The sequence below is a fragment of the Phyllobacterium zundukense genome (assembly GCF_002764115.1).
In the GTDB taxonomy this organism is placed as follows: domain Bacteria; phylum Pseudomonadota; class Alphaproteobacteria; order Rhizobiales; family Rhizobiaceae; genus Phyllobacterium; species Phyllobacterium zundukense.
Map to the genome: position 1 here is coordinate 1,580,213 of NZ_CP017940.1, position 23,320 is coordinate 1,603,532.

At 57.6% G+C, this 23,320-nt stretch carries 19 protein-coding genes and 1 tRNA gene; 11 read left to right on the forward strand and 9 right to left on the reverse strand.

Annotated elements, in window-relative coordinates; genetic code table 11:
• Positions 1–4 precede the first annotated feature (4 nt).
• The 4 genes from sfsA to phaC form a co-directional block, all read right to left on the reverse strand.
• Positions 5–706: a DNA/RNA nuclease SfsA gene (sfsA, locus tag BLM14_RS07875; RefSeq protein WP_099998868.1), complete on the reverse strand. Its 702-nt coding sequence runs from the start codon at positions 704–706 to the stop codon at positions 5–7.
• A 624-nt stretch (positions 707–1,330) separates the two neighbouring features.
• A tRNA-Glu gene (locus BLM14_RS07885) sits at positions 1,331–1,405 on the reverse strand.
• A 145-nt stretch (positions 1,406–1,550) separates the two neighbouring features.
• On the reverse strand, positions 1,551–2,882 hold the full coding sequence (locus BLM14_RS07890) for a YcbK family protein (RefSeq protein ID WP_237143494.1): 1,332 nt from the start codon (positions 2,880–2,882) through the stop codon (positions 1,551–1,553).
• A 251-nt stretch (positions 2,883–3,133) separates the two neighbouring features.
• Complete coding sequence (phaC, locus tag BLM14_RS07895) at positions 3,134–4,954, reverse strand: class I poly(R)-hydroxyalkanoic acid synthase (RefSeq protein WP_099998869.1); 1,821 nt, start codon at positions 4,952–4,954, stop codon at positions 3,134–3,136.
• Positions 4,955–5,073: 119 nt separating this feature from the next.
• Here phaC and BLM14_RS07900 point away from each other — a divergent pair, with 119 nt between their 5' ends.
• The 3 genes from BLM14_RS07900 (at position 5,074) to BLM14_RS07910 (ending at position 8,521) form a co-directional block, all read left to right on the forward strand.
• Positions 5,074–5,415, forward strand: a complete 342-nt coding sequence (locus tag BLM14_RS07900; protein ID WP_099998870.1) for a hypothetical protein — start codon at positions 5,074–5,076, stop codon at positions 5,413–5,415.
• Between the two features lie 209 nt (positions 5,416–5,624).
• A complete protein-coding gene (thrS, locus tag BLM14_RS07905; protein WP_099998871.1) occupies positions 5,625–7,613 on the forward strand; it encodes a threonine--tRNA ligase in 1,989 nt (662 codons plus the stop codon).
• Between the two features lie 89 nt (positions 7,614–7,702).
• A complete protein-coding gene (locus BLM14_RS07910) occupies positions 7,703–8,521 on the forward strand; it encodes a lysophospholipid acyltransferase family protein (RefSeq protein WP_099998872.1) in 819 nt (272 codons plus the stop codon).
• Here the strand turns inward: BLM14_RS07910 and BLM14_RS07915 are convergent.
• Positions 8,518–9,492: a hypothetical protein gene (locus BLM14_RS07915; protein ID WP_335672074.1), complete on the reverse strand. Its 975-nt coding sequence runs from the start codon at positions 9,490–9,492 to the stop codon at positions 8,518–8,520. The genes BLM14_RS07910 and BLM14_RS07915 overlap by 4 nt on opposite strands.
• 286 nt (positions 9,493–9,778) lie before the next feature.
• On the opposite strand from BLM14_RS07915, the gene BLM14_RS07920 reads away from it, so the two are divergent.
• Together BLM14_RS07920 and BLM14_RS07925 are read left to right on the forward strand one after the other, a co-directional pair.
• Positions 9,779–10,372, forward strand: a complete 594-nt coding sequence (locus BLM14_RS07920) for a nitroreductase family protein (RefSeq protein ID WP_100001095.1) — start codon at positions 9,779–9,781, stop codon at positions 10,370–10,372.
• A gap of 5 nt (positions 10,373–10,377) precedes the next feature.
• A complete protein-coding gene (locus tag BLM14_RS07925) occupies positions 10,378–10,992 on the forward strand; it encodes a flavin reductase family protein (RefSeq protein ID WP_099998874.1) in 615 nt (204 codons plus the stop codon).
• Here the strand turns inward: BLM14_RS07925 and BLM14_RS07930 are convergent.
• Positions 10,981–11,853: an HpcH/HpaI aldolase/citrate lyase family protein gene (locus tag BLM14_RS07930; RefSeq protein ID WP_099998875.1), complete on the reverse strand. Its 873-nt coding sequence runs from the start codon at positions 11,851–11,853 to the stop codon at positions 10,981–10,983. The genes BLM14_RS07925 and BLM14_RS07930 overlap by 12 nt on opposite strands.
• Entirely contained in the window at positions 11,853–12,308 is a 456-nt protein-coding gene (locus BLM14_RS07935) for a MaoC family dehydratase (RefSeq protein ID WP_099998876.1), read from the reverse strand. Before BLM14_RS07935 ends, BLM14_RS07930 begins: the two co-directional genes overlap by 1 nt.
• 165 nt (positions 12,309–12,473) lie before the next feature.
• On the opposite strand from BLM14_RS07935, the gene BLM14_RS07940 reads away from it, so the two are divergent.
• From BLM14_RS07940 to lpdA, 5 genes are all read left to right on the forward strand, one after another.
• The gene (locus tag BLM14_RS07940; RefSeq protein ID WP_099998877.1) at positions 12,474–13,622 is read left to right on the forward strand and encodes a DUF2336 domain-containing protein; all 1,149 of its coding nucleotides are present in this window, start codon (positions 12,474–12,476) and stop codon (positions 13,620–13,622) included.
• A gap of 290 nt (positions 13,623–13,912) precedes the next feature.
• Positions 13,913–15,163 (forward strand): 3-methyl-2-oxobutanoate dehydrogenase (2-methylpropanoyl-transferring) subunit alpha, encoded by a 1,251-nt coding sequence (locus BLM14_RS07945; protein WP_099998878.1) that lies wholly within the window; start codon positions 13,913–13,915, stop codon positions 15,161–15,163.
• A gap of 3 nt (positions 15,164–15,166) precedes the next feature.
• Positions 15,167–16,180 carry an alpha-ketoacid dehydrogenase subunit beta gene (locus BLM14_RS07950; protein ID WP_099998879.1) on the forward strand — a complete coding sequence of 338 codons (1,014 nt, stop codon included), beginning with the start codon at positions 15,167–15,169 and terminating at the stop codon, positions 16,178–16,180.
• A gap of 9 nt (positions 16,181–16,189) precedes the next feature.
• Positions 16,190–17,488, forward strand: coding sequence for a dihydrolipoamide acetyltransferase family protein (locus BLM14_RS07955; RefSeq protein ID WP_099998880.1), 1,299 nt, complete (start codon positions 16,190–16,192; stop codon positions 17,486–17,488).
• Positions 17,489–17,492: 4 nt separating this feature from the next.
• Positions 17,493–18,890 (forward strand): dihydrolipoyl dehydrogenase, encoded by a 1,398-nt coding sequence (lpdA, locus tag BLM14_RS07960; protein ID WP_099998881.1) that lies wholly within the window; start codon positions 17,493–17,495, stop codon positions 18,888–18,890.
• Between the two features lie 679 nt (positions 18,891–19,569).
• On the opposite strand, the gene parE is transcribed toward lpdA, so the two are convergent.
• A complete protein-coding gene (gene parE, locus BLM14_RS07965) occupies positions 19,570–21,651 on the reverse strand; it encodes a DNA topoisomerase IV subunit B (RefSeq protein WP_099998882.1) in 2,082 nt (693 codons plus the stop codon).
• A 131-nt stretch (positions 21,652–21,782) separates the two neighbouring features.
• Entirely contained in the window at positions 21,783–22,163 is a 381-nt protein-coding gene (locus tag BLM14_RS07970) for a helix-turn-helix domain-containing protein (protein WP_100001096.1), read from the reverse strand.
• Between the two features lie 183 nt (positions 22,164–22,346).
• Between BLM14_RS07970 and BLM14_RS07975 the strand changes: the two genes are divergently transcribed.
• On the forward strand, positions 22,347–23,273 hold the full coding sequence (locus BLM14_RS07975) for a DMT family transporter (protein WP_100001097.1): 927 nt from the start codon (positions 22,347–22,349) through the stop codon (positions 23,271–23,273).
• Positions 23,274–23,320 lie beyond the last annotated feature (47 nt).

A 23,320-nucleotide genomic window follows, 5' to 3' on the forward strand; every position in this document is an offset into this window, starting at 1 on the left:
GGCGTCAATCGATAATCGGCATCGTGCTTATCGCAACAATACCTGCAGGCGTGATGTGGCATTTTACTGCGTAAGCTTCAACCCCGCGCCGCATCGCCCGTTCAAAAGCTAAGGCGTAGACCGGGTCGAGATCACCGCAGATTTTCAAGCAATCACAGTCTCCGCGCTGGATGACGTAGAGCATGACACCACGATGGCCATTTTCAACCATGTTGCCAAGCTCGTCCAGATGTTTTGCGCCGCGTGCCGTCGGGGAATCAGGAAATTCGGCCAGTCCGGCCTTGCGCGAAAAATGAACGTTCTTGACCTCGACATAGGCACTGGGGCGATCCGGGTCACGCAGCAGGATATCGATGCGCGAATTGGCACCGTATTTCTGCTCGCGTTTCAATTCGGCATAGCCGCTCAGCGATGACAGCAGGCCGGCAAGGATCGCTTCTTCGGCGATGCGGTTGGGCAGCCCGGTATTGATGCCGACCATGGTGCCCTGCGCCTCGACCATCTGCAATGTATGCGGATATTTGCGCTTGGGACCATCAGAAAGCGACAGCCACACCCTGATGCCGGGATCCGTCAGGCCAAGCATGGAACCGGTATTGGGAACCGAGCTTGTGATCGCAATGCCATCATCAAGAACGATATCGGCGAGGAATCGCTTGTAGCGCTGAACCAGTCTGCCGGTGACGAGAGGGGATGTGAAGATCATGCGAGCGGTTTAGCCGACCTCTCGCTCCAGAACAATCGATCAGGACGTTGCCGATCGAAGAGACCTTCCGCACATAAAAAAACCTGCCTCTGAAAGGCAGGTTAGTTTGCTCTGGGGTGGGAGAATCGGGCTCGCTTGGAGGTTGAACCGAACCCTACTGCCGCCGATATGAGTCGCGGCAGTAATTTATGATAGGTCAGCTCATGATTCGGGTCGCATAACTTTGTCTAACAGGCGGTGACAAAGCTTGAAAAAACTGGACTGTTCTAATCTACAAGACTGTCACATTCTATGCGCAGGGACGAAACTCATCAGGAGGAGACATGATGAAACTCAAGTTTTTCCTACCGTTTGTTGCAGTTGCTGCATTCACTTTGGCAGCTTGTGACAACAAGCCGGCCGAAGGTACAGCCACGCCGCCAGCGACCACATCTGAGCCTGCGGCCCCCACTCCGGCACCAACGACTCCAGCGCCGGATCCGGCAAAACCGGCTCCAGCCAACTAGGCGAGATCAGCGAAGTATCCAGACGGCCGGCTTGTTCAGAGCTGGCCGTTTTCTTTGCAGCCGCGCGTGAAGCGTGGGAGCTTTTTATTATAAGCTTTTGATTTTCCGGGAAGAAACCTGGTACGCCCAAGGGGAATCGAACCCCTGTTTGCGCCGTGAAAGGGCGCCGTCCTAACCGCTAGACGATGGGCGCCGCTCGGTTAAGCGGCTTATAGTGAAACAGTTTTTGCGCCGCAACCCCATAAAGCATTCTTTTTTTGAAAAAATGAAATTTGTTCGATTTCCAACCCGACGGATGAGGCACACCGGCGGTTCCGGGTCCTGTTTCGTTGACCGGCTCAGGCTCTTCCGCGTGAGCAGCGCCAGTTCCAGTCACGCCGTGGGCCGATATCGACATGCACCGATTCGGTGTGACAATAAGTGCCAACACCGCCACGACCCGGCATGGAGCGGGCAAAATTGGCGAGTTCCCACTTGGAAACCCCAGGAATCTGGATATCTGCCGCAGCACAGGACATGTGCAGAGAAGCCTTGGCGCCATTGACCAGGCGATTGTAGGGCGGACTGCGATAACCGGACGTTACAATCACCGCCTTTCCGTAGCGGCGCTCAAGGGTCTTGAGAATACCGACGAGCTGCGGCTTGAGGCAAGCTACCTGGACGCTTTCGCGCTGTACCTTGAGGCCGTTCGGCGCAAGGCGCGCAAGACCGGCAGCCGAAGCCAGAATTACCGGAGCAGCGGCTGCTTCGACGTCATCATCATCATAGAGGCTGTCGCGCTGCATGATCTGGATGCCGGCATTCGGCCGTACGCCGGGCAGCGACGACAAATGTTCGGTTTTACCGGCAAATGATTCGGCAGAGGGGAGCGCCGAGGCAGTCTGGACCGATGCTTCGACAGCTCGCAGCTTCGGTTGCGATTTCGGCGCGATGATTGCGATCTGGCGGTTGGCCGCGGATTTCGTCTGATTGTTGGAGAAGAGCCTGAGAAGAAGCCCGTTGTCCTTGCTTGGAGCCGCAGTGGCTGGCTTTTTCTCGGGCGCTGCAGCTTGTTCAGCGTTGGCGGCTTCTGCTTTGGCATCAATGCCCTTTGCTTCCGCTGCGGGCTTTTGTGCCTCTTGGTCTTGTGTCGGCTGTGGGGCCGGCTCCACCTTTGTCGAGCTTCCGAACAGCGATGTCTTTACAGGCTGCTCGGCGCTGGCTGTTGCTGCGCTGGCAACCTGCTGGGTTTCTTCTGCTTTGGCGGGCGTGCTCGAGCCGAACAGGGATGTCTTGACGGGCGGCTTCACCTCGGCGGGAGCGGGTGTCGCAGCCGCTTGCTGGGTGTCCGTTGCTGACGGTGTCGTTGCGGCACCTGCTTGCGCTGTCTTGCTGTCGGCGGGCTTGGTCGCTGCCTGATTTATCGCCTGCAGGGCATTCGTTTCAGTACTGCCGGCCAGCGCCAGCGCTTCGGGACTAACCGTTTGGCTTCCGCCGGAGGGCAGTGAAGAATCGGCTGCGTGCTTTACATCGCCGGTTGCGGCGTTTTCTGAGGCGGCGGTCAGGGCGGATGTGACGTTAGGGCTTGATCCAGTCGCGGTGCACGAAGTTGCAGCGATGCCGGCAAGCACAATAACGCACGCTACCGTACTCGCCCGAAGGGCTGAAACTGAAGCTAGCAGTATGTTCAACGATTCCCCCGTCTCGTCTTTTCCGGGCCCTGTAAACGTTCAGTCCGGTCCGCTTTTGAAAGAGCAGAAAGCTCGCGAAGTTCTATTGAAGTGCAAATAACACCGGCAGAGAGTCGCCAGAGTTAATGAACTTTCGTCGGCTGCACAAGACGTCAAGTATAGGTAGAATGAGGCAAAAACGTGATTGGCCACTTTCTTGCCATTGTCGTTAAATCTTCTTTGCGGCTATCCACAGCATCTAACGGCTATTTTCATACACGTATGCGGACATAGGTTCCCGGCGCTTCAGCGAGAATCTCGATGTTGTTTTCGCCTGGTTGGCGCGCAGGAACGCGTGCCTTGTCCTGCGATTCAATCCATTTTTGCCAATGATTCCACCAGGAACCCGGATGCTCTGTCGTCTTCGCCAGCCACTCGTCGAATGCGCCGATCGGGGAGCCGCCTGTCCAGTACTGGTACTTGTTCTTGGCCGGCGGATTGACAACGCCGGCGATGTGACCGGAGCCGGCCAGCACGTAAGTAACATTGCCGCCAAAATACTGGCAGCCGGTAAAGACTGAAAGCGCAGGAGCGATATGATCTTCCTTGGCGGCAAGGTTGAAGATCGGAATCTTGACGTCAGCAAGCGACAGGTTCTCGCCGGCGAGCTTCATCATCCCGCGCACCAGATTGTTGTCGAGGTAGCAGTTGCGCAGATAGTAGGAATGATTGGCCGCACTCATGCGCGTAGCGTCGGCATTCCAGTAAAGAAGGTCGAAGGGCACGGGTTCGCGGCCGCGCATATAGTTGTTGACGACGTATGGCCAGATGAGGTCGCCGGAGCGCAGCATGTTGAAGGCCGTGGCCATGCGCGTGCCGTCAAGATAGCCTTCTGCGGACATCGCGCTTTCCAGCGCCCTGATCTGATCCTCATCGACGAAGACTTTCAGGTCGCCAGCATGGGTGAAGTCCACCTGCGTGGTGAATAGCGTGGCACTCTTGATGCGGTCTTCGCCCTCCCTGGCGAACAGCGCGAGCGCTGCGCTCAGGAGCGTTCCGCCCACACAATAGCCGATAGCGTTTACAGCTCTTTCGCCGGTGGCTTTTTCAATAGTATCAAGACCGAAGCGCAGGCCCTCGTTGATATAGGACGTCCAGTCCTTCAACGCGTGGCGCTCATCGGGATTGACCCAAGAGATGACAAAGACCGTATGGCCCTGATCGATCGCCCATTTGATGAAGGATTTTTCCGGGTTGAGGTCGAGAATGTAAAACTTGTTGATCCATGGCGGGCAGATCAGGAGAGGGCGCTTCAACACGTCCTTGATTGTCGGCTCGTACTGGATAATTTCCGCAACATCGCTGCGGGCGATCACCTTGCCGGGGGTCGTCGCCACATTCTCGCCGAGCGCAAACTTGGTCAGGTCGGACTGGCGCAGGCGCAAATCACCACCGCCGGCGACAATGTCTTCCGCCAGCATCTTCATGCCGCGGACCAGATTCTCGCCATTGCTGGCGACAGTTTCCTTATAAAGTTCCGGATTGGTCAGCAGGAAATTGCTTGGCGATGCCGCCGTGGTGATCTGTTTGACGTAGAACGCAGCCTTGTGCCGCGTGTGCTCGTCAAGGCCTTCTGTATTTTCGACGAGTTCGCCGGCCCAGCGTGCCGTCACCAGATAGGCCTGTTTGAGAAAGTCGAAGAAAGCGTTCTTGCCCCAATCCTCGTCGGTGAAGCGTTTGTCGCCTTTTTCCGGGAGTACCACGTCCTCGACATCTTCGCCGCTCATGCGGCGGACGGAATTGGACCAGATGGCCATATAGCTGGAGAAAAGTTTCGTTTGGGCGTCGAGCGCACGTGCAGGTTCGGACAGCCAGTATTCGGAGACCTTGGAGAGCGTCTTCACCACGTCGGTTACTGGATCGGCAAGCGTATCGCGCTTCAGGCCCTTTTCGCGCGGCTCGACCCAGGCGGATGCTGCCTTGCCCGCCTGCTCGATCATGTGGGCGACATTGCGCGCAAAGGCCTCCGGATCCTTGACAACATAATTATCAAGGTTTGGGGTTTTGCCGCCTTTACCGCCCTGATTATCCATATAGTCGCTTCCTCCCGTCGATGCGCAATATTGACATCATATCATAAATTGGTGCTATCCCTCTAACGTGCAATTCTTATCACCATGATGAATATCGTTTTTTGCAGTCAGGACACACAATGAACTTTCCGGTCAAAATCATCATGCGCTTGTGGGTTGGCGCCGTTCTGATTGCTGGTTTGAGCGCTTGCGCCAATACAAGCCCGACACCCATGGCGAATTCGCCGTTGACCGGACCGGTAAACACCGGGACCTATCCGCACTTCACGCCCGACCCAAAGGGCGAGACCACGCAGTTCACGCCTGAAGAGAAGGAAGCTCTGCGGGCGCGGACCACAGCGGCGAAGAACAGCCAGGTCGGGCCGTCGTCTGATCCCGCCGTTGCGGCCCGTCGTCAGGCAGAGATGCAATTGCTGAAGAAGCAACAGGAAGACGATCTGAAGGCGATCGAGGGCAGGTAATCTGACTTGCCACTGCCCAGTTCCATCGCCCCAAATTGAACTCTTCGAAATGCGCATAGGTGCTGCTCTGCAGCACACCACCGCTACACGCTTTTCTTTTCAGGCACTTTACGCCAGACAAAACAGCATTTAGAAGTCCGCTCGCCGGAAACGATCCGGTCGTTAAACACCACCCGCAATCGTTGGCGGGACTGGATAGGAGCAAATATATGTCACAGACAGTTGCAAAAACTGTGTCCATGCAATTCCCCGATGGCTCGAAGCGCGAATACGATGCTGCCATGACCGGTGCGGAACTTGCCGATTCCATTTCCAAATCACTTGCCAAAAAAGCCGTCGCCTATGCGGTCGATGGTGTTGTGCGTGATTTGTCCGACCCGCTGCAAGATTCGGGTAAGATCGAGATCCTGACCCGCGAAGATCCGCGCGCGCTGGAATTGATCCGGCACGACTGCGCTCACGTTCTTGCCGAAGCGGTACAGGAACTGTTTCCCGGGACCCAGGTCACCATCGGTCCAGTGATCGAGAATGGCTTTTATTACGATTTCGCCAAGAACGAGCCTTTCACGCCCGACGACCTGCCGGTGATCGAGAAGAAGATGCGGGAAATCATTGCCCGCAACAAACCGTTCACCAAGGAAATCTGGTCACGCGAAAAGGCGCGTAAAATCTTTGCGGAGAAGGGCGAGACCTACAAGGTTGAGCTCGTGAACGCCATTCCCGAAGGCCAGGATCTGAAGATCTACGCGCAGGGCGATTGGTACGATCTGTGCCGCGGTCCGCATATGGCGTCGACGGGCCAGATCGGCAGTTCCTTCAAGTTGATGAAGGTTGCCGGTGCCTATTGGCGCGGTGACAGCAACAATCCCATGCTCAGCCGAATCTATGGAACGGCATTCACCAACGACGCAGATCTGCAGTCCTATCTGCACATGCTGGAGGAAGCGGAAAAGCGCGACCATCGCCGTCTTGGCCGGGAAATGGACCTGTTCCACTTCCAGGAAGAGGGACCGGGCGTTGTTTTCTGGCATCCAAAAGGCTGGCGGATGTTCCAGAGTCTTGTCAGCTATATGCGGCGCAGGCTGGACAGCCACGGCTATAGCGAAGTCAACGCACCGCAGGTGCTCGACAAGTCGCTATGGGAGACGTCGGGCCACTGGGGCTGGTACCGGGACAATATGTTCAAGGTTACGGTTGCCGGTGACGAAACCGATGATGAGCGCGTTTTCGCATTGAAGCCAATGAACTGCCCCGGCCATGTGCAGATCTTCAAGCATGGGTTGAAGTCCTATCGCGATCTGCCGGTAAAGCTTGCGGAATTCGGCAATGTCCATCGCTACGAGCCATCGGGCGCGCTGCATGGCCTGATGCGCGTGCGCGGCTTCACGCAGGATGATGCGCATATTTTCTGCACCGACGAGCAGATGGAAGCGGAATGTCTGCGCATCAATGATCTGATCCTGACGACCTATGCCGATTTCGGTTTCCAAGGCATCACGGTGAAGCTATCGACGCGCCCGGACAAACGCGTTGGTTCGGACGAGTTGTGGGATCGCGCCGAAGAGGTCATGAGCAAGGTGCTCAAGACCATCGAGGAGCAGTCAGGCGGCACAATCAAGACGGCGATCAATCCAGGCGAGGGTGCCTTCTATGGTCCCAAGTTCGAATATGTGCTGCGCGATGCCATCGGTCGTGACTGGCAATGCGGTACGACGCAGGTCGATTTTAATCTGCCGGAGCGGTTTGGTGCCTTCTACATCGACTCGACCTCGGAGAAGAAGCAGCCGGTGATGATCCATCGCGCCATCTGCGGTTCGATGGAACGCTTCCTCGGCATTCTTATCGAGAACTACGCCGGACACATGCCGCTGTGGTTTGCGCCGGTCCAGGTGGTCGTCGCCACGATCACGTCCGAGGCCGATGAATACGGCAAGCAAGTGGCCAAGGAGCTGAAAGCGGCCGGTCTTCAGGTTATCACCGACTTCCGCAACGAGAAGATCAACTACAAGGTGCGTGAGCATTCGCTGCAGAAGGTGCCGGTCATTCTCGTTTGCGGCATGCGTGAGGCCGAGGAGCGTTCGGTCAACATGCGGCGCCTTGGTTCGCAGAACCAGACGTCGCTGAACCTGGATGATGCAATCCGTCAGCTTGCAGACGAAGCAACGCCGCCCGATCTGCTGCGCGTCGCGGCGGAGTAATCCGGAAATATGACAGCGTGGTGGCTTCATCACGCTGTCATATGGATGCGAGAAAATCCAAGCCACTTTAATTTTAGCCGGGGTCCCGCGTGCAGTTTCCAGAGCTCTCCTATGCCAATGACACGCAGACACGTCTGACCCAATGGCTCATCCGCTCCATCGAAGGCCTGTCCGGTCGCAACTATTATGCTCAGCTATACAATACCTGGCGGAACGACATCGTCCCTGCGGGTATCGATGTGTTCTGCCGCATGATGGATCTGATCAACGTTCGTCTCGATATTGTGGATCAATGGCCGCCACGGGAATTGCCGGACACACCCTTGGTCATCATCGCCAACCACCCCTTTGGCATTGGCGACGGCATCGCGTCCCTGGCATTGGCCGAACAGCTCGGCCGTCCGTTCCGGGTGCTGATCAATAACGATCTCCTGAAAGTCCCGGAGATTCGCCCGTATGCGCTTCCCGTTTGTTTCGACGAGACGAAGGAAGCGATGGCGATGAACATGGCGACACGCCACGAGGCCGTACGGCTGCTTAAGGAGGGGGTGACCATCGTCGTCTTTCCGGCGGGCGGTGTAGCGACGGCGCCGAAGGGTTTTGGCCGTGCCGAGGATTTGCCATGGAAAATCTTTCCGGCAAAGCTTGTACAGCAGGCGAAAGCGTCGGTCATTCCGGTTTATTTTGGCGGCCAGAATGGCCGTTTCTTCCACCTTGCCAGCAAGGTGTCGATGACGCTGCGCATTTCGCTGTTGATTCGGGAATTCCGCCGGTTGTCCGGCAAATCAATCAATGTGCGCATCGGCCGCGTCATTGGATGGGAAGAACTGAAACCGTTTGAGGACCGCAAGCGTCTGCTGGAATATCTCTACGACGCGGTTTTCTCACTCGAGCCAAAGACCCGCTAATCCAGCGGTTCTTCGCCGTCGGCCGGCTGATTGGCGGTCGCCGCAGTGCTCGCGCCATCCTTTGCCAGAACTTCGACATCCTGATTCTGTCCGGCAACGACTTTGAAATCGCGCTGATAGATGCGGTCCTTGTTCTTGGCGATAATGACATATTCGCCCTCTGCCAAAACAATGGACGCGAATGCCCCGACGCTTTCCCGCACAATATCGCCCGACGTGGTCAACACAGACCAGGCTGTATCGGCCATCGCTTCGCCGCCCGTTTCACGCACCAGCTTCAACGTCAGCTGGGCCGCCCGGTGCTCCACATTGGCTTCAGTGATCTTGCCTGCCTCAACGCGGATATCAGAGCGGATGACTGCATTTGCCGTGCCGTAATTGGAAACAATCTGGTAGGTGCCGGTATTGAGGCGTACCACGCTGTCCGGCTTGACGTCCGGAATAATCAGCGCCCGTTCCCCGTTCGAGTCCTCGTGATCCTCATAGATCGAGAATCGCAATTGGTCCGGCGGAATCCGTCCGCCACCCGAAAGGACGGCATTGAGCTTTACACCGCCCGCATCGAGAATCATCGTCTCGCTACGCTTGGCGCGGGTCATCGTAATGCGCTTGGTCGCGCCGGCGCGCCCGAAAGCCACATGCACCAGGTAGCTGCCGGGCGCGAGATTGAATGAGGTCGTGCCGCCCTTGGACGTCGCCAGCAATGCCAGCTTGCCGTCATCACTGGCCTCGGGGGAAAACACCCGCCAGACAAGCCCCCGTCCGATTGGATCGCCTTCTTCGGAGAGTTTGGCTGACAGCACAAGCTCCGGTTCGTTGGCAATCGGGCTGTTCGCGGGCGCCTTTGGATTGGCATACTCGTTGAGATTGGGAATACTGGGCAATTCGACGGTAGGTGTCGAGGGCAAATCCGGTGCGAGTGCCTGCGCCCATACGCCAGGGGGCGCTGCGAGCAAACCTGCAAAAGCCATCGCTGCAAGCAGCTGCCTGCATTTTCGGGGCTTGCTGCCCGCTGAATTAATCTGGAATGCACCCATGAAACGGTTTGATCCGAAGCCGATGGCAATTTCAAGGCTTTTTCTCAATCCTGACCTTTACTTGATGCCGGAAACCACCACATTGTCCGCGCATCACTACTGAGCCGTGCGTCCCCCTTGGGCGCAGAAGACTCGGTACCATTTTCAATGGCGCATGAACCTTTCCAAGATCGAAGCTGATTTTGGTATTATGTGCAAAACAGGACCGCTGCTTTATTCCATGGATACGTCTGTTACCCCTTCCATCATTGAATTTCTGTCAACGCGCAGCTCAACGCCGATTTCAGCAATCGGGCTTCCTGCCCCATCTGACGATGAAATCGAAACGATGGTTCGCATCGCCTCGCGCGTCCCTGACCACGGCCGTCTGACTCCATGGCGTTTCATTCTCTATCGGGGCGAAGCGCGCGAACGGGTTGGAAAATATCTCGCGGACCTTGCCGAGGAACGCGAAGGCCCGCTGACAGAGCAACGCCGGGAGCAGGAATTGAAACGCTTTGCCCGCGCGCCATTGGTCATCGGCGTGATTTTCGCACCGGTCGAACATCACATTCCTGAATGGGAACAGTTCCTCTCGTCCGGGGCAGCTGCCATGAAACTATGCCTCGCGGCGAACGCTCTCGGCTATGCCACCAACTGGATCAGCAACTGGTATTCTTCCGACGAAAAGGGCCGTACTTTGCTCGGATTGGCGCCGCATGAGCGCGTTACCGGGTTTGTTCACATCGGCAGCTGCCCGCAAAAAGTGCCGGAACGCCCTCGGCCTGAAGTCAAGGACATCCTTTCCGAATATTCCGGTCCGTGGGAAGGCTGAAGCGCATGTTCTACAGGTATGAGGATGGCCACGGCCTGCCGCACGATCCATTGAAGGCGATTGTTTCTCCGCGCCCGATCGGTTGGATTTCCAGCAGATCGAAAGAGGGCAAGGTCAATCTCGCGCCTTACTCCTTCTTCAACATGATCAGCACCAAGCCTTGCATGCTCATGTTCTCATCGGAAGGTTACAAGGACAGTGTGGCGTTCATCGAGGAGACGGGCGAATTCGCCGCCAACCTCGTGAGTGCTAACCTTTCCGTGGCCATGAACGCGACATCCGTAAACGCTCCGCGCGGGGTCAGTGAATTCGAGTATTCAGGATTGACCCCGACGGACTGCACGCTGATTGGCGCGCCGCGCGTTGCTGAAGCTTATGCAACACTTGAATGCGTCCTGACCGATGTCCAGAATCCGAAGGACCGCCATGGCAACCCGGTCAGTGCTTTCGTGGTCATTGGCGAGGTGGTCGGCGTTCACATCAACGAGGCAATCCTCACCAACGGCCTGGTGGACATGACAAAGGCACAGCCGGTTTCCCGTCTCGGCTACATGGATTTTGCCTCGGTATCCGAGACGTTTCAGATGTTCCGGCCAAGATGGAATGAATCAGGTAGTTGACTTGGTCCGGGCAACAAGCCGCTCGGCCCGGCGCAGATGCGGCCGGTCAAACATCTGGCCATCGATACCGATAACTCCGGCCGAGGGATCCGCTGAAAAGGCGTCGATGATCTTTCTTGCATGTTCAACAGCTTCAGCAGATGGCGTGAATGTCTCATTGATGATCGGCACCTGTGCCGGGTGAATGGCAAGCTTGCCGGTAAAGCCGTCGCGCTCGGCATCCATGCATTCACGTGCCAGACCCCCATCGTCGCGATAGTTGATGTAGACCGTATCGATCGCTGCGACTTCCGCCGCCGATGCACCGAGAATTGTCACCGCGCGCGCCAGCCGGAACACATCCGTATACCGGCCTGACTCGTCGCGGGCCTTACGCGCTCCTATGGCAGCGGACAGGTCTTCCGCGCCCCAGCTGAGGCCGATCAGACGCGTCGAAACATCGGGATAGCTCGCTGCTGAAAGCGTTCCAATTGCCGTTTCGGTGATGATGGCGAGGATCTGCGTTGATCCTTCAGCAACGCCTGCTCGCGCCTCGTGAACGTTGAGCTTGGCCGCAAGACGCGTAACGTCCTTGCCGCTATTGGACTTCGGCAGGAGAATGCCGTGGGGCAGGGCCGGCATCACCGCCGTGAGATCGTCATTCGCCAGCCCGCTGGTCAGATCATTGATACGGACGAACAGGCGAGGCGAGAGGCGGTCACGATTGGCCGTCAAAAAGTCGGCGGCGATCCTTCTGGCGGTTTCCTTGCGTTCCGCGCTGACGGAATCCTCAAGATCGATCAGCAAAACATCGGCCCCGCTGGTCAGGCCTTTCTCCAGTTTCTTTTCTGAATCGCCCGGAACGAACAGCAGCGAGCGCATCAGGCGGCACCCTTCGACTTCATCATGGCCTGCCGTGTGCACTGGGCGACAAGCACACCGAATTGATTGAAGGCCCGGTGTTCAAACTCGACGATGCCGCGATCCGGCTTCGATTTCGATCGCCTCGCTGAGATCACCTGTGTCTCCACCCGCACGGTATCGCCATGAAACAGTGGCGCGGGGAACGTCACATCCGTCATGCCGAGATTGGCGATTGTTGTTCCAACTGTTGTGTCGTTGACCGAAATGCCGATCATCAGACCAAGTGTGAACAGGGAATTGACCAGTGGTTTGCCCCATTCGGTCTTGCTGGCGAAATCGAAATCGATATGCAGCGGCTGCGGGTTGAGCGTCATGACGGAAAACAGCATGTTGTCGCTTTCGGTCACGGTCTTGCGCAATGTGTGCTGAAATACATGCCCGATTTCAAAGTCTTCCAGATATAGCCCGGCCATGATGTCTCGCGTCTCCTCAATGCTTTTGCGGCAGACTAGGGCGGCTTTGACTGGATCGCAACATGCGAGCATCCCGCTTGAACATGGTTAATCGATATGGTGAACCGATCGTAAACCTTTTCGCACTAATCTTGAGACAAGCAGAGACTCGGGGGCGAAATATTGATGTCGGTTCAGCACTATCTGAAAATGATCGATAATGCTTCTGTGGCGCAACGTTGTCATGCCGCAGGCGCTCTGGCCCATATCTATCTCCAGTCTGAACTCGACTTTGAAGACCGGTGCGCTGCAGAGGCAATGTTGACGCTTCTCCTTGACGATCCTTCGCCAAAGGTCCGTCTGGCATTGGCTGATGTCTTTTCGACCAGCGCCCATGCACCAGCCCATATCGTTACCGGCCTTGCACGCGATCAGATCGAGATTGCCACCTATATGCTCGGGCGATCCATGCTCCTTAGCGATACGGATCTGGTTGATTGTGTTGCTGGCGGAAGCGGCGAGGCGCAAAAGGTTATCGCTGCAAGGCCGAAAGTGTCTTTCGCGGTCAGTGCCGCAATTATCGAGATCGGCGAGACCGTGGCCGTAATGGAGCTTCTGTCCAACACCCAGGCGCAGATCGCCGATATCAGCTTCCGCAGGCTGATCGAACGCCTTGGTCATGTGGCTGAAATCCGTGCCCTTCTGGTTGATGACGACCGCCTGCCAGCTGATTGTCGCCACGCCCTGGCGATCCGGATTGCAGAGGCCCTCTGCCAGATGGACATGGTCATGGCCCTGATGGGGGAGAGAAGGGCAAAGCGGGTGACACAGGAGGCCTGCGTCAAGGCATCCATCAGTCTCGTTGCAGCGACGCCGGCGGAGGAATATCCCGCTCTCATCGAACACTTGCAGTTGCGTGGTGACCTTACGACCGCCTTCGTCATCCGGATCGTCGCGGCCGGAAAGATTGATTTCTTCGGTGCCATTCTTGTGGCCCTCTCCGGTTACAGCCTTTCACGTGTACGCAGCCTGCTCATCGACGGCCGTGCTACGGCGCTCGGTGCATTGTTCAGCGCTGCCGGATTGCCTGACAGCACGTATCGACCATTGGGAGTGGCTCTCCAGGCGTGGCGTGGCGTGGCCAGTGGAAAGCTCACCATCGGACCGCAGGAAGTTGTGCGCAGGATGATGGCGCATGTTGCGCCGGACAATCGTGGGGCCGGAACGGTTCCAGCCGCCGCCAATGACGATATGCTTTCGCTTCTCAAACGGATCTACCTTGAGGCGATTCGGGAAAATGCACGCGAACACGCTCTGGCAATCGCTGCCGCTTGACTGCCGAAACGTCAACTGATCCATATTTGATTACAAAATTCATCGCGTCGTTGAATGAATAAATCAGCGCGTTGTGCTTGAAATGATGCAATATTGCTTTTTTGAGTACAGGGTTATGCCCTATTATCACGGTTCTGGTTGAAAAACTTACTTATTTCAAATAGTTATATGGGTTATCTCAGGGAAGAAATCATAAGACAGTCAATATTCCCAAAATTAAGACAGTATTACTGACCTAATAATTCATGTTAGAATATCAGGACGATATGCGTGATTGGGAGGTCTGCAATATGTCTGATGATGGTCCCCTTGGTGAATTTGGTCCCCTTAGCTTGCATGTGCCGGAACCGGCGGTGCGGCATGGCGGCGAGCCGGATTTTTCCAATGTGAACATTCCGGAGGCCGGATCGGTTCGGCGTCCTGAAGTAGACACCAATCCCGAAGAGATCCGCGACCTTGCCTTTTCGATCATTCGCGTATTGAGCCGCGATGGTGACGCGGTCGGTCCCTGGGCCGGATTGTTGACCGATGATCAGCTGATTGAAGGTTTGCGCCACATGATGACGCTGCGGACCTTCGATGCACGCATGCAGATTGCCCAGCGGCAAGGCAAGACCTCCTTTTACATGCAGCACCTCGGCGAAGAGGCCGTCAGCTGCGCTTTCCGCAAGGCGCTTGCGCCCGGTGACATGAATTTCCCGACCTATCGTCAGGCAGGCCTTCTGATTGCTGGCGATTATCCGATGGTCGAGATGATGTGCCAGATCTATTCCAACGAGCGCGATCCTCTCAAGGGCCGCCAGCTGCCGATCATGTATTCGTCGAAGGAACACGGTTTCTTCTCGATCTCCGGCAATCTCGCCACACAATATATCCAGGCCGTTGGCTGGGCCATGGCTTCGGCGATCAAGAACGACACCAAGATCGCCGCCGGATGGATCGGCGACGGCTCGACGGCTGAATCCGATTTCCATGCATCGCTGGTCTTCGCCTCGACCTACAAGGCGCCGGTGGTGCTCAACATTGTCAACAATCAGTGGGCGATTTCCACGTTCCAGGGAATTGCGCGCGGCGGCTCCGGCACATTTGCTGCGCGGGGCCTCGGCTTCGGCATTCCGGCGCTGCGTGTTGATGGCAATGACTATTTCGCCGTGTTTGCTGTCGCGAAGTGGGCGATCGAGCGCGCGCGGCGCAATCTCGGTCCAACACTGATCGAGTACGTCACCTATCGCGTGGGTGCACATTCCACCTCCGACGATCCGTCGGCCTATCGGCCGAAGACCGAGTCCGATGCCTGGCCGCTTGGCGATCCGATTGTACGGTTGAAGAACCATCTGATTGGCCGTGGCGTCTGGTCGGACGAGCGCCACAAGCAGACGGAGGCCGAAATTCTCGACACGGTTATTGCCGCGCAGAAAGAGGCCGAAAGCTTCGGCACGCTGCATGCCGGCGGCAAGCCTTCGGCCCGGGACATGTTCGAGGGAGTGTACGAGGAAATGCCACCGCATCTGCGCCGGCAGCGTCAGCAGGCAGGAGTGTAGTCAATGCCGCGCAAAACGATGATCGAAGCCATCCGCGACGCGATGGATATCATGATGGAGCGCGACGACAATGTCGTCGTGTTCGGTGAAGATGTGGGCTTTTTTGGCGGTGTCTTCCGTTGCACGCAGGGGCTGCAGGCGAAATATGGCAAGACACGCTGTTTCGATGCACCGATCAGCGAGGCGGGCATTGTCGGCGCGGCGATCGGCATGGCAGCCTACGGCCTGAAACCCTGCATCGAAATCCAGTTCGCGGATTATGTCTATCCGGCCTACGACCAGATCGTTTCGGAGGCCGCGCGCCTGCGCTACCGCTCCAATGGTGGGTTTACCTGCCCGATCGTGGTGCGCATGCCGGCAGGTGGCGGCATTTTCGGCGGGCAGACGCACAGCCAGAGCCCGGAAGCGCTGTTCACGCATGTTTCTGGCCTGAAGGTCGTCGTGCCATCCAACCCGCATGATGCGAAAGGTCTGCTGATCTCGGCCATCGAAGATCCGGACCCGGTGATCTTCCTTGAGCCCAAGCGTCTCTATAACGGTCCGTTTGACGGTCATCATGACCGGCCAGTGACGCCGTGGTCGAAGCACGAACTCGGCGATGTGCCCGACGGCCACTATACGGTGCCGCTCGGCAAGGCAATCAAGCGCCGCGAAGGCTCGCAGCTGACCGTTCTGGCCTACGGCACCATGGTCTATGTGGCGGAGGCGGCGGCAGAGGAACACGGCATTGACGCAGAAATCATCGATCTGCGCACGCTGTTGCCGCTCGATCTCGAAACAATCGTGGAATCCGTCTCGAAGACAGGACGCTGTGTCATCGTGCACGAGGCGACTTTGACCTCCGGCTTTGGTGCCGAGCTTGCGGCACTGGTTCAAGAGCATTGCTTCTACAAGCTGGAAGCACCGGTTGCACGGGTGACAGGCTGGGATACGCCATATCCGCATGCGCAGGAGTGGGATTATTTCCCCGGGCCGACGCGTGTCGGACGTGCACTTGTCGAAACGCTGGAAGGTTAGGAGCAGACGATGGGCGAATATGTCATCAAGCTGCCGGATGTCGGTGAAGGCGTTGCGGAAGCCGAGCTTGTCGAGTGGAATGTCAAAATCGGTGATCTGGTACGCGAGGATACTGTCCTTGCCGCCGTCATGACCGACAAGGCAACGGTCGAGATTCCATCGCCCGTGGACGGCGAGATCATCTGGCTCGGCGGCGAGATCGGGCAGGTGCTCGCCATCGGCTCGCCGCTTGTTCGCCTGAAAATCGAGGGTGAGGGACACGCCGTCGAACCGGAGCCAGCCAAGCCGGCGAAGGCCGAGGCACCCGAACCTCCGGTGAAAAAAAACGAAGCCACAAAACCGCAGGAAGAAAAGCCAAAACCCAAACCCATCGCGGCAACGGAAACGCCGTTGGTTGCACCGCGCCTCTTTGGCGGCAATGCACCGCGTGGTGAGGGCGAGAAGCCGCTGGCGTCGCCAGCCGTTCGCCTGCGTGCCCGTGAAGCCGGTGTCGACCTGCGCCAGGTCAGCGGCACCGGTCCGGCCGGGCGGATCACCCACGAAGATCTGGAAGCCTTCTTCGCGCGCGGATCGCAGAAGCCGGGTGTTGCGGCCCTCGCACCGGACAGTTCCGTCAAGGAAATCAAGGTCGTTGGTCTGCGCCGCAAGATTGCGGAAAAAATGGCGATCGCCAAATCGCACATTCCGCATATTACCTACGTCGAAGAGATCGACGTTACTTCGCTGGAAGAGTTGCGCGCGATGCTCAACTCCAAGAAGCGCGCCGATCAGCCGAAACTGACCATCCTGCCGTTCCTCATGCGCGCGATGGTGAAGGCAATCGCCGACCAGCCGCAGCTCAACGCGCTTTACGACGATGAAGCGAACATCATCCATCAGCATGGCGGTGTGCATATCGGCATCGCGGCGCAGACGCCGAACGGGCTCGTGGTCCCAGTCGTCAAGCATGCCGAGGCGCGTACGCTTTGGGATTGTGCCGCCGAAGTCAACCTTCTGGCCGATGCAGCGAAGACCGGTTCGGCCACCCGCGAACAGCTCAGCGGCTCGACGATCACCATCACGTCGCTTGGCAGCATGGGCGGCGTGGTGACAACGCCCGTCATCAATTACCCGGAAGTGGCGATCATCGGCGTCAACAAGATCAGTGTAAGGCCGGTTTGGGATGGGACGAACTTTATCCCGCGCAAAATGATGAACCTGTCGTCGAGCTTCGATCACCGGGTCATCGATGGCTGGGATGCGGCCGTGTTCATCCAGCGCATCAGGACGCTGCTCGAAACACCGGCGTTGATTTTCGTGGAGGGCTGAGCCGATGAAAGATATCTCCTGCAAACTGCTGGTCATCGGCGCGGGTCCCGGTGGCTATGTCTGCGCCATTCGCGCCGGTCAGCTGAATGTCGATACGGTCATCGTCGAAGCCGCCAAGGTTGGCGGCACGTGTCTCTTGGTTGGCTGCATACCCTCCAAGGCGTTGATCCACGCGGCCGATGAGTTCGCAAAGGTGGCGCATTTCGCCGCAAAGCAGACGCCACTTGGCATTTCGGTTGGCGAGCATTCCATCGACTTCTCCAAGACCATCGCCTGGAAGGACGGGATCGTCAGCCGCCTCAACAATGGCGTCGCCGGGCTCTTGAAGAAGGCAAACGTCAAGATCGTCACCGGCAAGGCCAAGTTCCGCGACGGCAAGACGGTCGAGGTGGAAACCTTGACTGGCCAGCAGATCATCCGCGCCGAGAATGTGGTGATTGCCACGGGCTCCGCCCCGGTCGAAATCCCCTCACTGCCGTTTGGCGGCAATGTCATTTCTTCCTCGGAAGCGCTGGCGTTGCAGGAGATTCCGGAAAAGCTGGTCGTTGTCGGCGGCGGTTATATCGGTCTCGAGCTCGGCACTGCCTTCGCCAAACTCGGTTCGAAGGTGACGGTCGTCGAGGCACTGCCGAAAATCCTGCCGCAATATGATGCGGAACTGACGCGGCCCGTCTCGCGACATCTTTCAGAGCTTGGCGTGATGGTGCTGACCGGCGTGAAGGCAAAGGGAATGAGCGCCAAGGGCGACGCATTGCTGATCGAGACGGCTGATGGCAAGGATGACAAGATCGCTGCCGACAAGGTCCTGGTGACCGTGGGGCGCAAACCCGTGACCACCGGCTGGGGACTTGAGGAAATCGATATCGACATGGATGGCCGGTTCGTCCGCATCGACGACAAGTGCCGCACCTCCATGCGCGGTGTCTATGCCATTGGCGACGTGACGGGCGAACCGATGCTGGCGCACCGCGCCATGGCGCAGGGTGAGATGGTGGCGGAAATCATCGCCGGCGAAAATCGCAGCTGGGACAAACGCGCCATTGCCGCGGTGTGCTTCACCGACCCCGAAATCGTCTCCGTTGGGCTTTCCCCGGACGAGGCGAAAGAGGCGGGTCATGAGGTCAAGATTGGCCTCTTCCCGTTCGCTGCTAATGGCCGTGCCATGACGCAGGAAGGCGAGGAGGGGTTCGTGCGGGTGGTTGCCGCAGCGGGCAATCATCTGATCCTTGGCATACAGGCGGTCGGGAAGGGCGTGTCCGAACTCTCGGCGTCCTTCGCGCTAGCCTTGGAAATGGGTGCACGTCTTGAGGATATTGCCGGGACGATCCACGCGCATCCGACGCAAAGCGAGGGCTTCCATGAGGCTTCGCTTAAGGCGCTCGGACACGCGCTGCATATTTGATCGGTGATTGCGCCGTTCTGATTATCAAAGAACCGGGTGTAGCTACCCCTTGCCACGCCCTCATCTCGAGTCTGGCCATTGAATGGTTGGGAAGACGGGCGGTCGTCGAAGCGCGTCTTTTGGTAGTGATATGCGATCCGAAGACCGCCCGTCCGGCGTTTTTCTATCGCATCCGTTCCGCGTCGCGACGGCAGCGGCCGGGCTCGTAGCCCTTACCTGACCCACCGCCCCTCACAGTGCTCGTCCAGCACGCACCGGTCCTAGTACCGGCAGGGGAACCCTTGGACGCAACTTCCCCGGACAGCGGGTCCGTTACCCGCCATCGGAGGCGCCGATCCTCTCCCCACTTCGAACGGCTCCGGAAGCAGCTCCCCATGGAAAGGACGGGAGAATAATAAACGAGGTTTGCAGGGCGTGGATAAGTTTCAGTGGTTTATTCCGGCCAAACCGGCAGTGCGTGGTTCGACAAGCTCACCATGAGGGTGGTGAGTTGATGGAGCGAGCCAGGACTTGCGGCATTCTGAACCTGCAATGGAGGCAGCCGCTGCACAGGGGCGATTGGCTTGCAGCCCACTACTTCCCTCATGGTGAGCTTGTCGAACCACGCACTGCACCTTTGCGAGTAGGCACCTCAAAGCGATGCCGATTATTTCCCGATCAAGGGGAGCAACTAAAACGCCTAAATATCCAGTTCTTCGACGAATGCTGCGCGATCCTGGATAAACCGGAAGCGGGCGTCAGGCCGGGTACCCATCAGATCATCCACGGCGAGCCTTGTCTCGTTGGCCCATTCCTCGTCGATCTGAACGCGCAACAAAGTCCGCTTCTTGCGGTCCATCGTCGTTTCCTTGAGCTGGTCGGCGCGCATTTCGCCGAGGCCCTTGAAACGGCCGATTTCGACCTTGCCCTTGCCAGTGAACATCGTCTTGAGAAGTTCATCCTTATGGGCGTCGTCACGGGCATAGGCGACCTTGCCGCCCTGCGCGAGGCGGTAGAGTGGCGGCACACCAAGGAACAGATGGCCGTTGCGAATGAGTTCGGGCATTTCCTGATAGAAGAACGTGATGAGCAGCGACGCGATATGCGCCCCGTCGACGTCCGCGTCGGTCATGATGATGACGCGGTCATAGCGCAGGTCCTCATCACGATATTTCGAGCGGGTGCCACAGCCGAGCGCCTGGATGAGATCGCCGATCTGCTGATTCGCTGTCATCTTCTCGCGTCCGGCGCTGACGACATTCAAGATCTTGCCGCGCAAGGGCAGAACGGCCTGTGTGGCGCGGTCGCGCGCCTGCTTGGCCGAGCCGCCAGCGCTGTCGCCTTCGACGATGAACAGTTCAGCGCCCAACGCGCCGGTCTGGCTGCAATCGGCCAGCTTGCCGGGCAGGCGCAGCTTCTTCACGGCGGATTTGCGATTGACCTCTTTTTCCTGGCGGCGTTTGACGCGTTCCTCGGCCCGGTCCACCACCCAGTCGAGCAGCTTCGATGCTTCCTGTGGCGAGGCAGCAAGCCAATGGTCGAACGGGTCACGAATGGCATTTTCAACAATGCGTTGTGCCTCGACGGTCGCAAGCTTGTCCTTGGTCTGGCCGACAAATTCCGGCTCGCGAATGAAGACGGAAAGCATGGCAGCCGAAGAGATCATCACGTCATCGGTTGTGATGATCGAGGCGCGCTTGTTGCCGGTGAGGTCAGCATAGGCCTTGAGACCGCGGGTGAGGGCGATGCGCAGGCCCGCTTCGTGGGTGCCACCCTCGCCGGTCGGAATGGTATTGCAGTAGGAATTGACGAAACCATCGCCGCCGAACCAGGCAACGGCCCATTCCAGTGCGCCGTGGCCACCGGTTTTTTCGGTCTTACCGGCGAACATTTCGCGCGTAACCTGAAAATCCTTGCCGAGCGTCGTACTCAAATAATCCTTCAAGCCGCCGGGGAAATGAAACACAGCCTTGTCCGGCGTTGGATCCTTAGGATCGAGTAGGGACGGCGCGCAATTCCAGCGAATTTCGACGCCGCCGAACAGATAGGCTTTCGAGCGCGCCATTTTGTAGAGCCGCGCCGGATCGAATTTCGCGCCCTGTCCGAAAATCTCGGCATCAGGATGGAACGTCACGCGCGTACCGCGCCGGTTTTGCACCTCACCGACCACTTCAATGGGGCCGAGCGCCTTGCCGCGGGAAAAGCGCTGGCGATACAGTTTGCGGTTGCGCGCGACCTCGACCTCGCAATGATCGGACAGCGCATTGACAACCGAAACACCCACGCCGTGCAGACCGCCGGAGGTTTCATAGACTTTTGAGTCGAACTTGCCGCCGGCATGCAGCATGGTCATGATCACTTCGAGCGCCGATTTGTCCTTGAATTTAGGGTGGGCATCGACCGGCATTCCGCGGCCGTTGTCGGTTACCGACAGATAGCCGTTTTCGTCGAGATCGATGTCGATGAAATCGGCATGGCCTGCTACGGCCTCATCCATGGAATTGTCGATAACTTCGGCAAACAGATGGTGCATTGCACGCTCATCCGTACCGCCAATATACATGCCCGGACGGCGGCGTACCGGCTCCAGCCCCTCCAGAACCTCGATATCAGCCGCACTGTAGCTGCCGCTGCTTTCGGGTGTTGGGCGAGGCGGAGTCTTTGCTGCGGGAACAGGCCTGACGGGAGTCGCGACCGGTTCGGGCCGCGTCTGCTCGACTGCCGCCTGGCGTTCACGGGCAGTTTTTACCACCGCTGAAAAGAGGTCGTTATTATCATCCATAGTCTTATGCGGCCAATGCTACAGGAATTACGAATCACCGATGATCTTTGCACGCTTCGGTATGAAACGCGATGGGAGTTCGTGATCTGTTCCGGGTTTCACCACAGAACTATGCGATGAGTCCCCACGTTTCAAGCGGCTTGCAGCCTCGCTAGCACGTTTTCCAGTTGCTCGATCCGATCGCCGAGCTGTTCGTGATGAACTTTGAGCATGTCGATCTCGGTTGTCAAAATCGAGGTATTCCCGCCTGTGTCATTTTCTTGTGGCGATTGTCCGACGCCGTGCATGAGCCAAGTCGGGCTGACCCCGAGAAATCCGGCCAGCATGACGAGCCTGTTGGCCCGGGGTTCCGATCGATCCGACTCCCAGGCCGTGATGGTTTGCGGCTTCACACCAATTTTCCCTGCTACCTGGCCCACACTCATTGACTTGGCTTCGCGAGCGCGCGAAAGCCGTCCGCCCATCGTGTCCATGTCGCGTGTCTCGGTCATGATATTGGTAAGAAATGCCATTTCATTCTCCAATTTCTTGTTGTTTTTGAGTTTTGGAAGACCCCTTTGCACCATCCGAGGGCCAAAAAGTCAAATTTCCCAAAATAGGCCGTGGTTTTTATGCCTGCTTCAAGATTGCATTTTTTGACAGAGCCGATATGCCAGCAAGTTATGCCAGCCGGTTCATCCAGAAAGGTCATCGCCATGGAAAACACAACCTCACAACAGTTGAGGGGCGTTTCGACAATGGCCGTTGCCATGTTCTTTCTGCCGATGATGGACGCGATCGCCAAATGGCTTTCGACGGTCGACAGCCTACCGCCGGCAACGGTCACTCTCTCGCGTTTTGTGGTTCAGACGATACTGACGCTGCTGATCATTCTCGCCCTGACGGGCGTCAAGTCGCTGAGACCTGTCAAGCTGTGGGGCAATCTGTTTCGCGGCTTCCTGATGGGTATGGGTAGCCTGTGTTTCTTCGCAGCGATCAAATATATGCCGCTCGCAGACGCCATGGCGGTGTTTTTCGTCGAGCCGTTGATGTTGACGCTGCTTTCCGCGCTGATCCTGAAGGAGGTGGTGGGCTGGCGCAGACGAATAGCCGTTGTAGTAGGCTTCATAGGGACACTGATCGTCATCCAGCCAAGCTGGGAACTGTTCGGCTGGATTTCGCTCCTGCCGCTCGGCACGGCAGCACTCTTCGCCGTCTATCTGATGTTGAACCGCCGCTATGGGGATGCCGATACGCCACTCATCATGCAGCTTTATGCTGGTGTCGGTGGCACCATCACGGTCGGTGTCGTGCTTTTTCTGGGCCAGGTGTTTGGCGTCAGTGATATGACGCTCGGGATGCCTTCGGGCGATTTGTCGTGGCTTTTGCTCTTTACCATCGGTGCGATTGCCACGGGTGGGCACTTGCTGGTCGTTCAGGCGTCGCGGTTGGCGCCGGCGTCATTGCTCGCGCCGTTCCAGTACCTCGAAATCGTCATGGCGGTGATCGTCGGGCTCGTTGTGTTCCATGAATTCCCGACGGCGTCGAAATGGCTGGGGATTGCCATTATTGTCGCGTCGGGTGCCTATGTCGTATTGCGCGAAGGCAAGAAAAGCGATGAGCCTGAGCCAGCGTACAATTGACAGGAAGCAGTTGAGCAAAGCGTCGATTGGCAATAGAAACAAAGGCA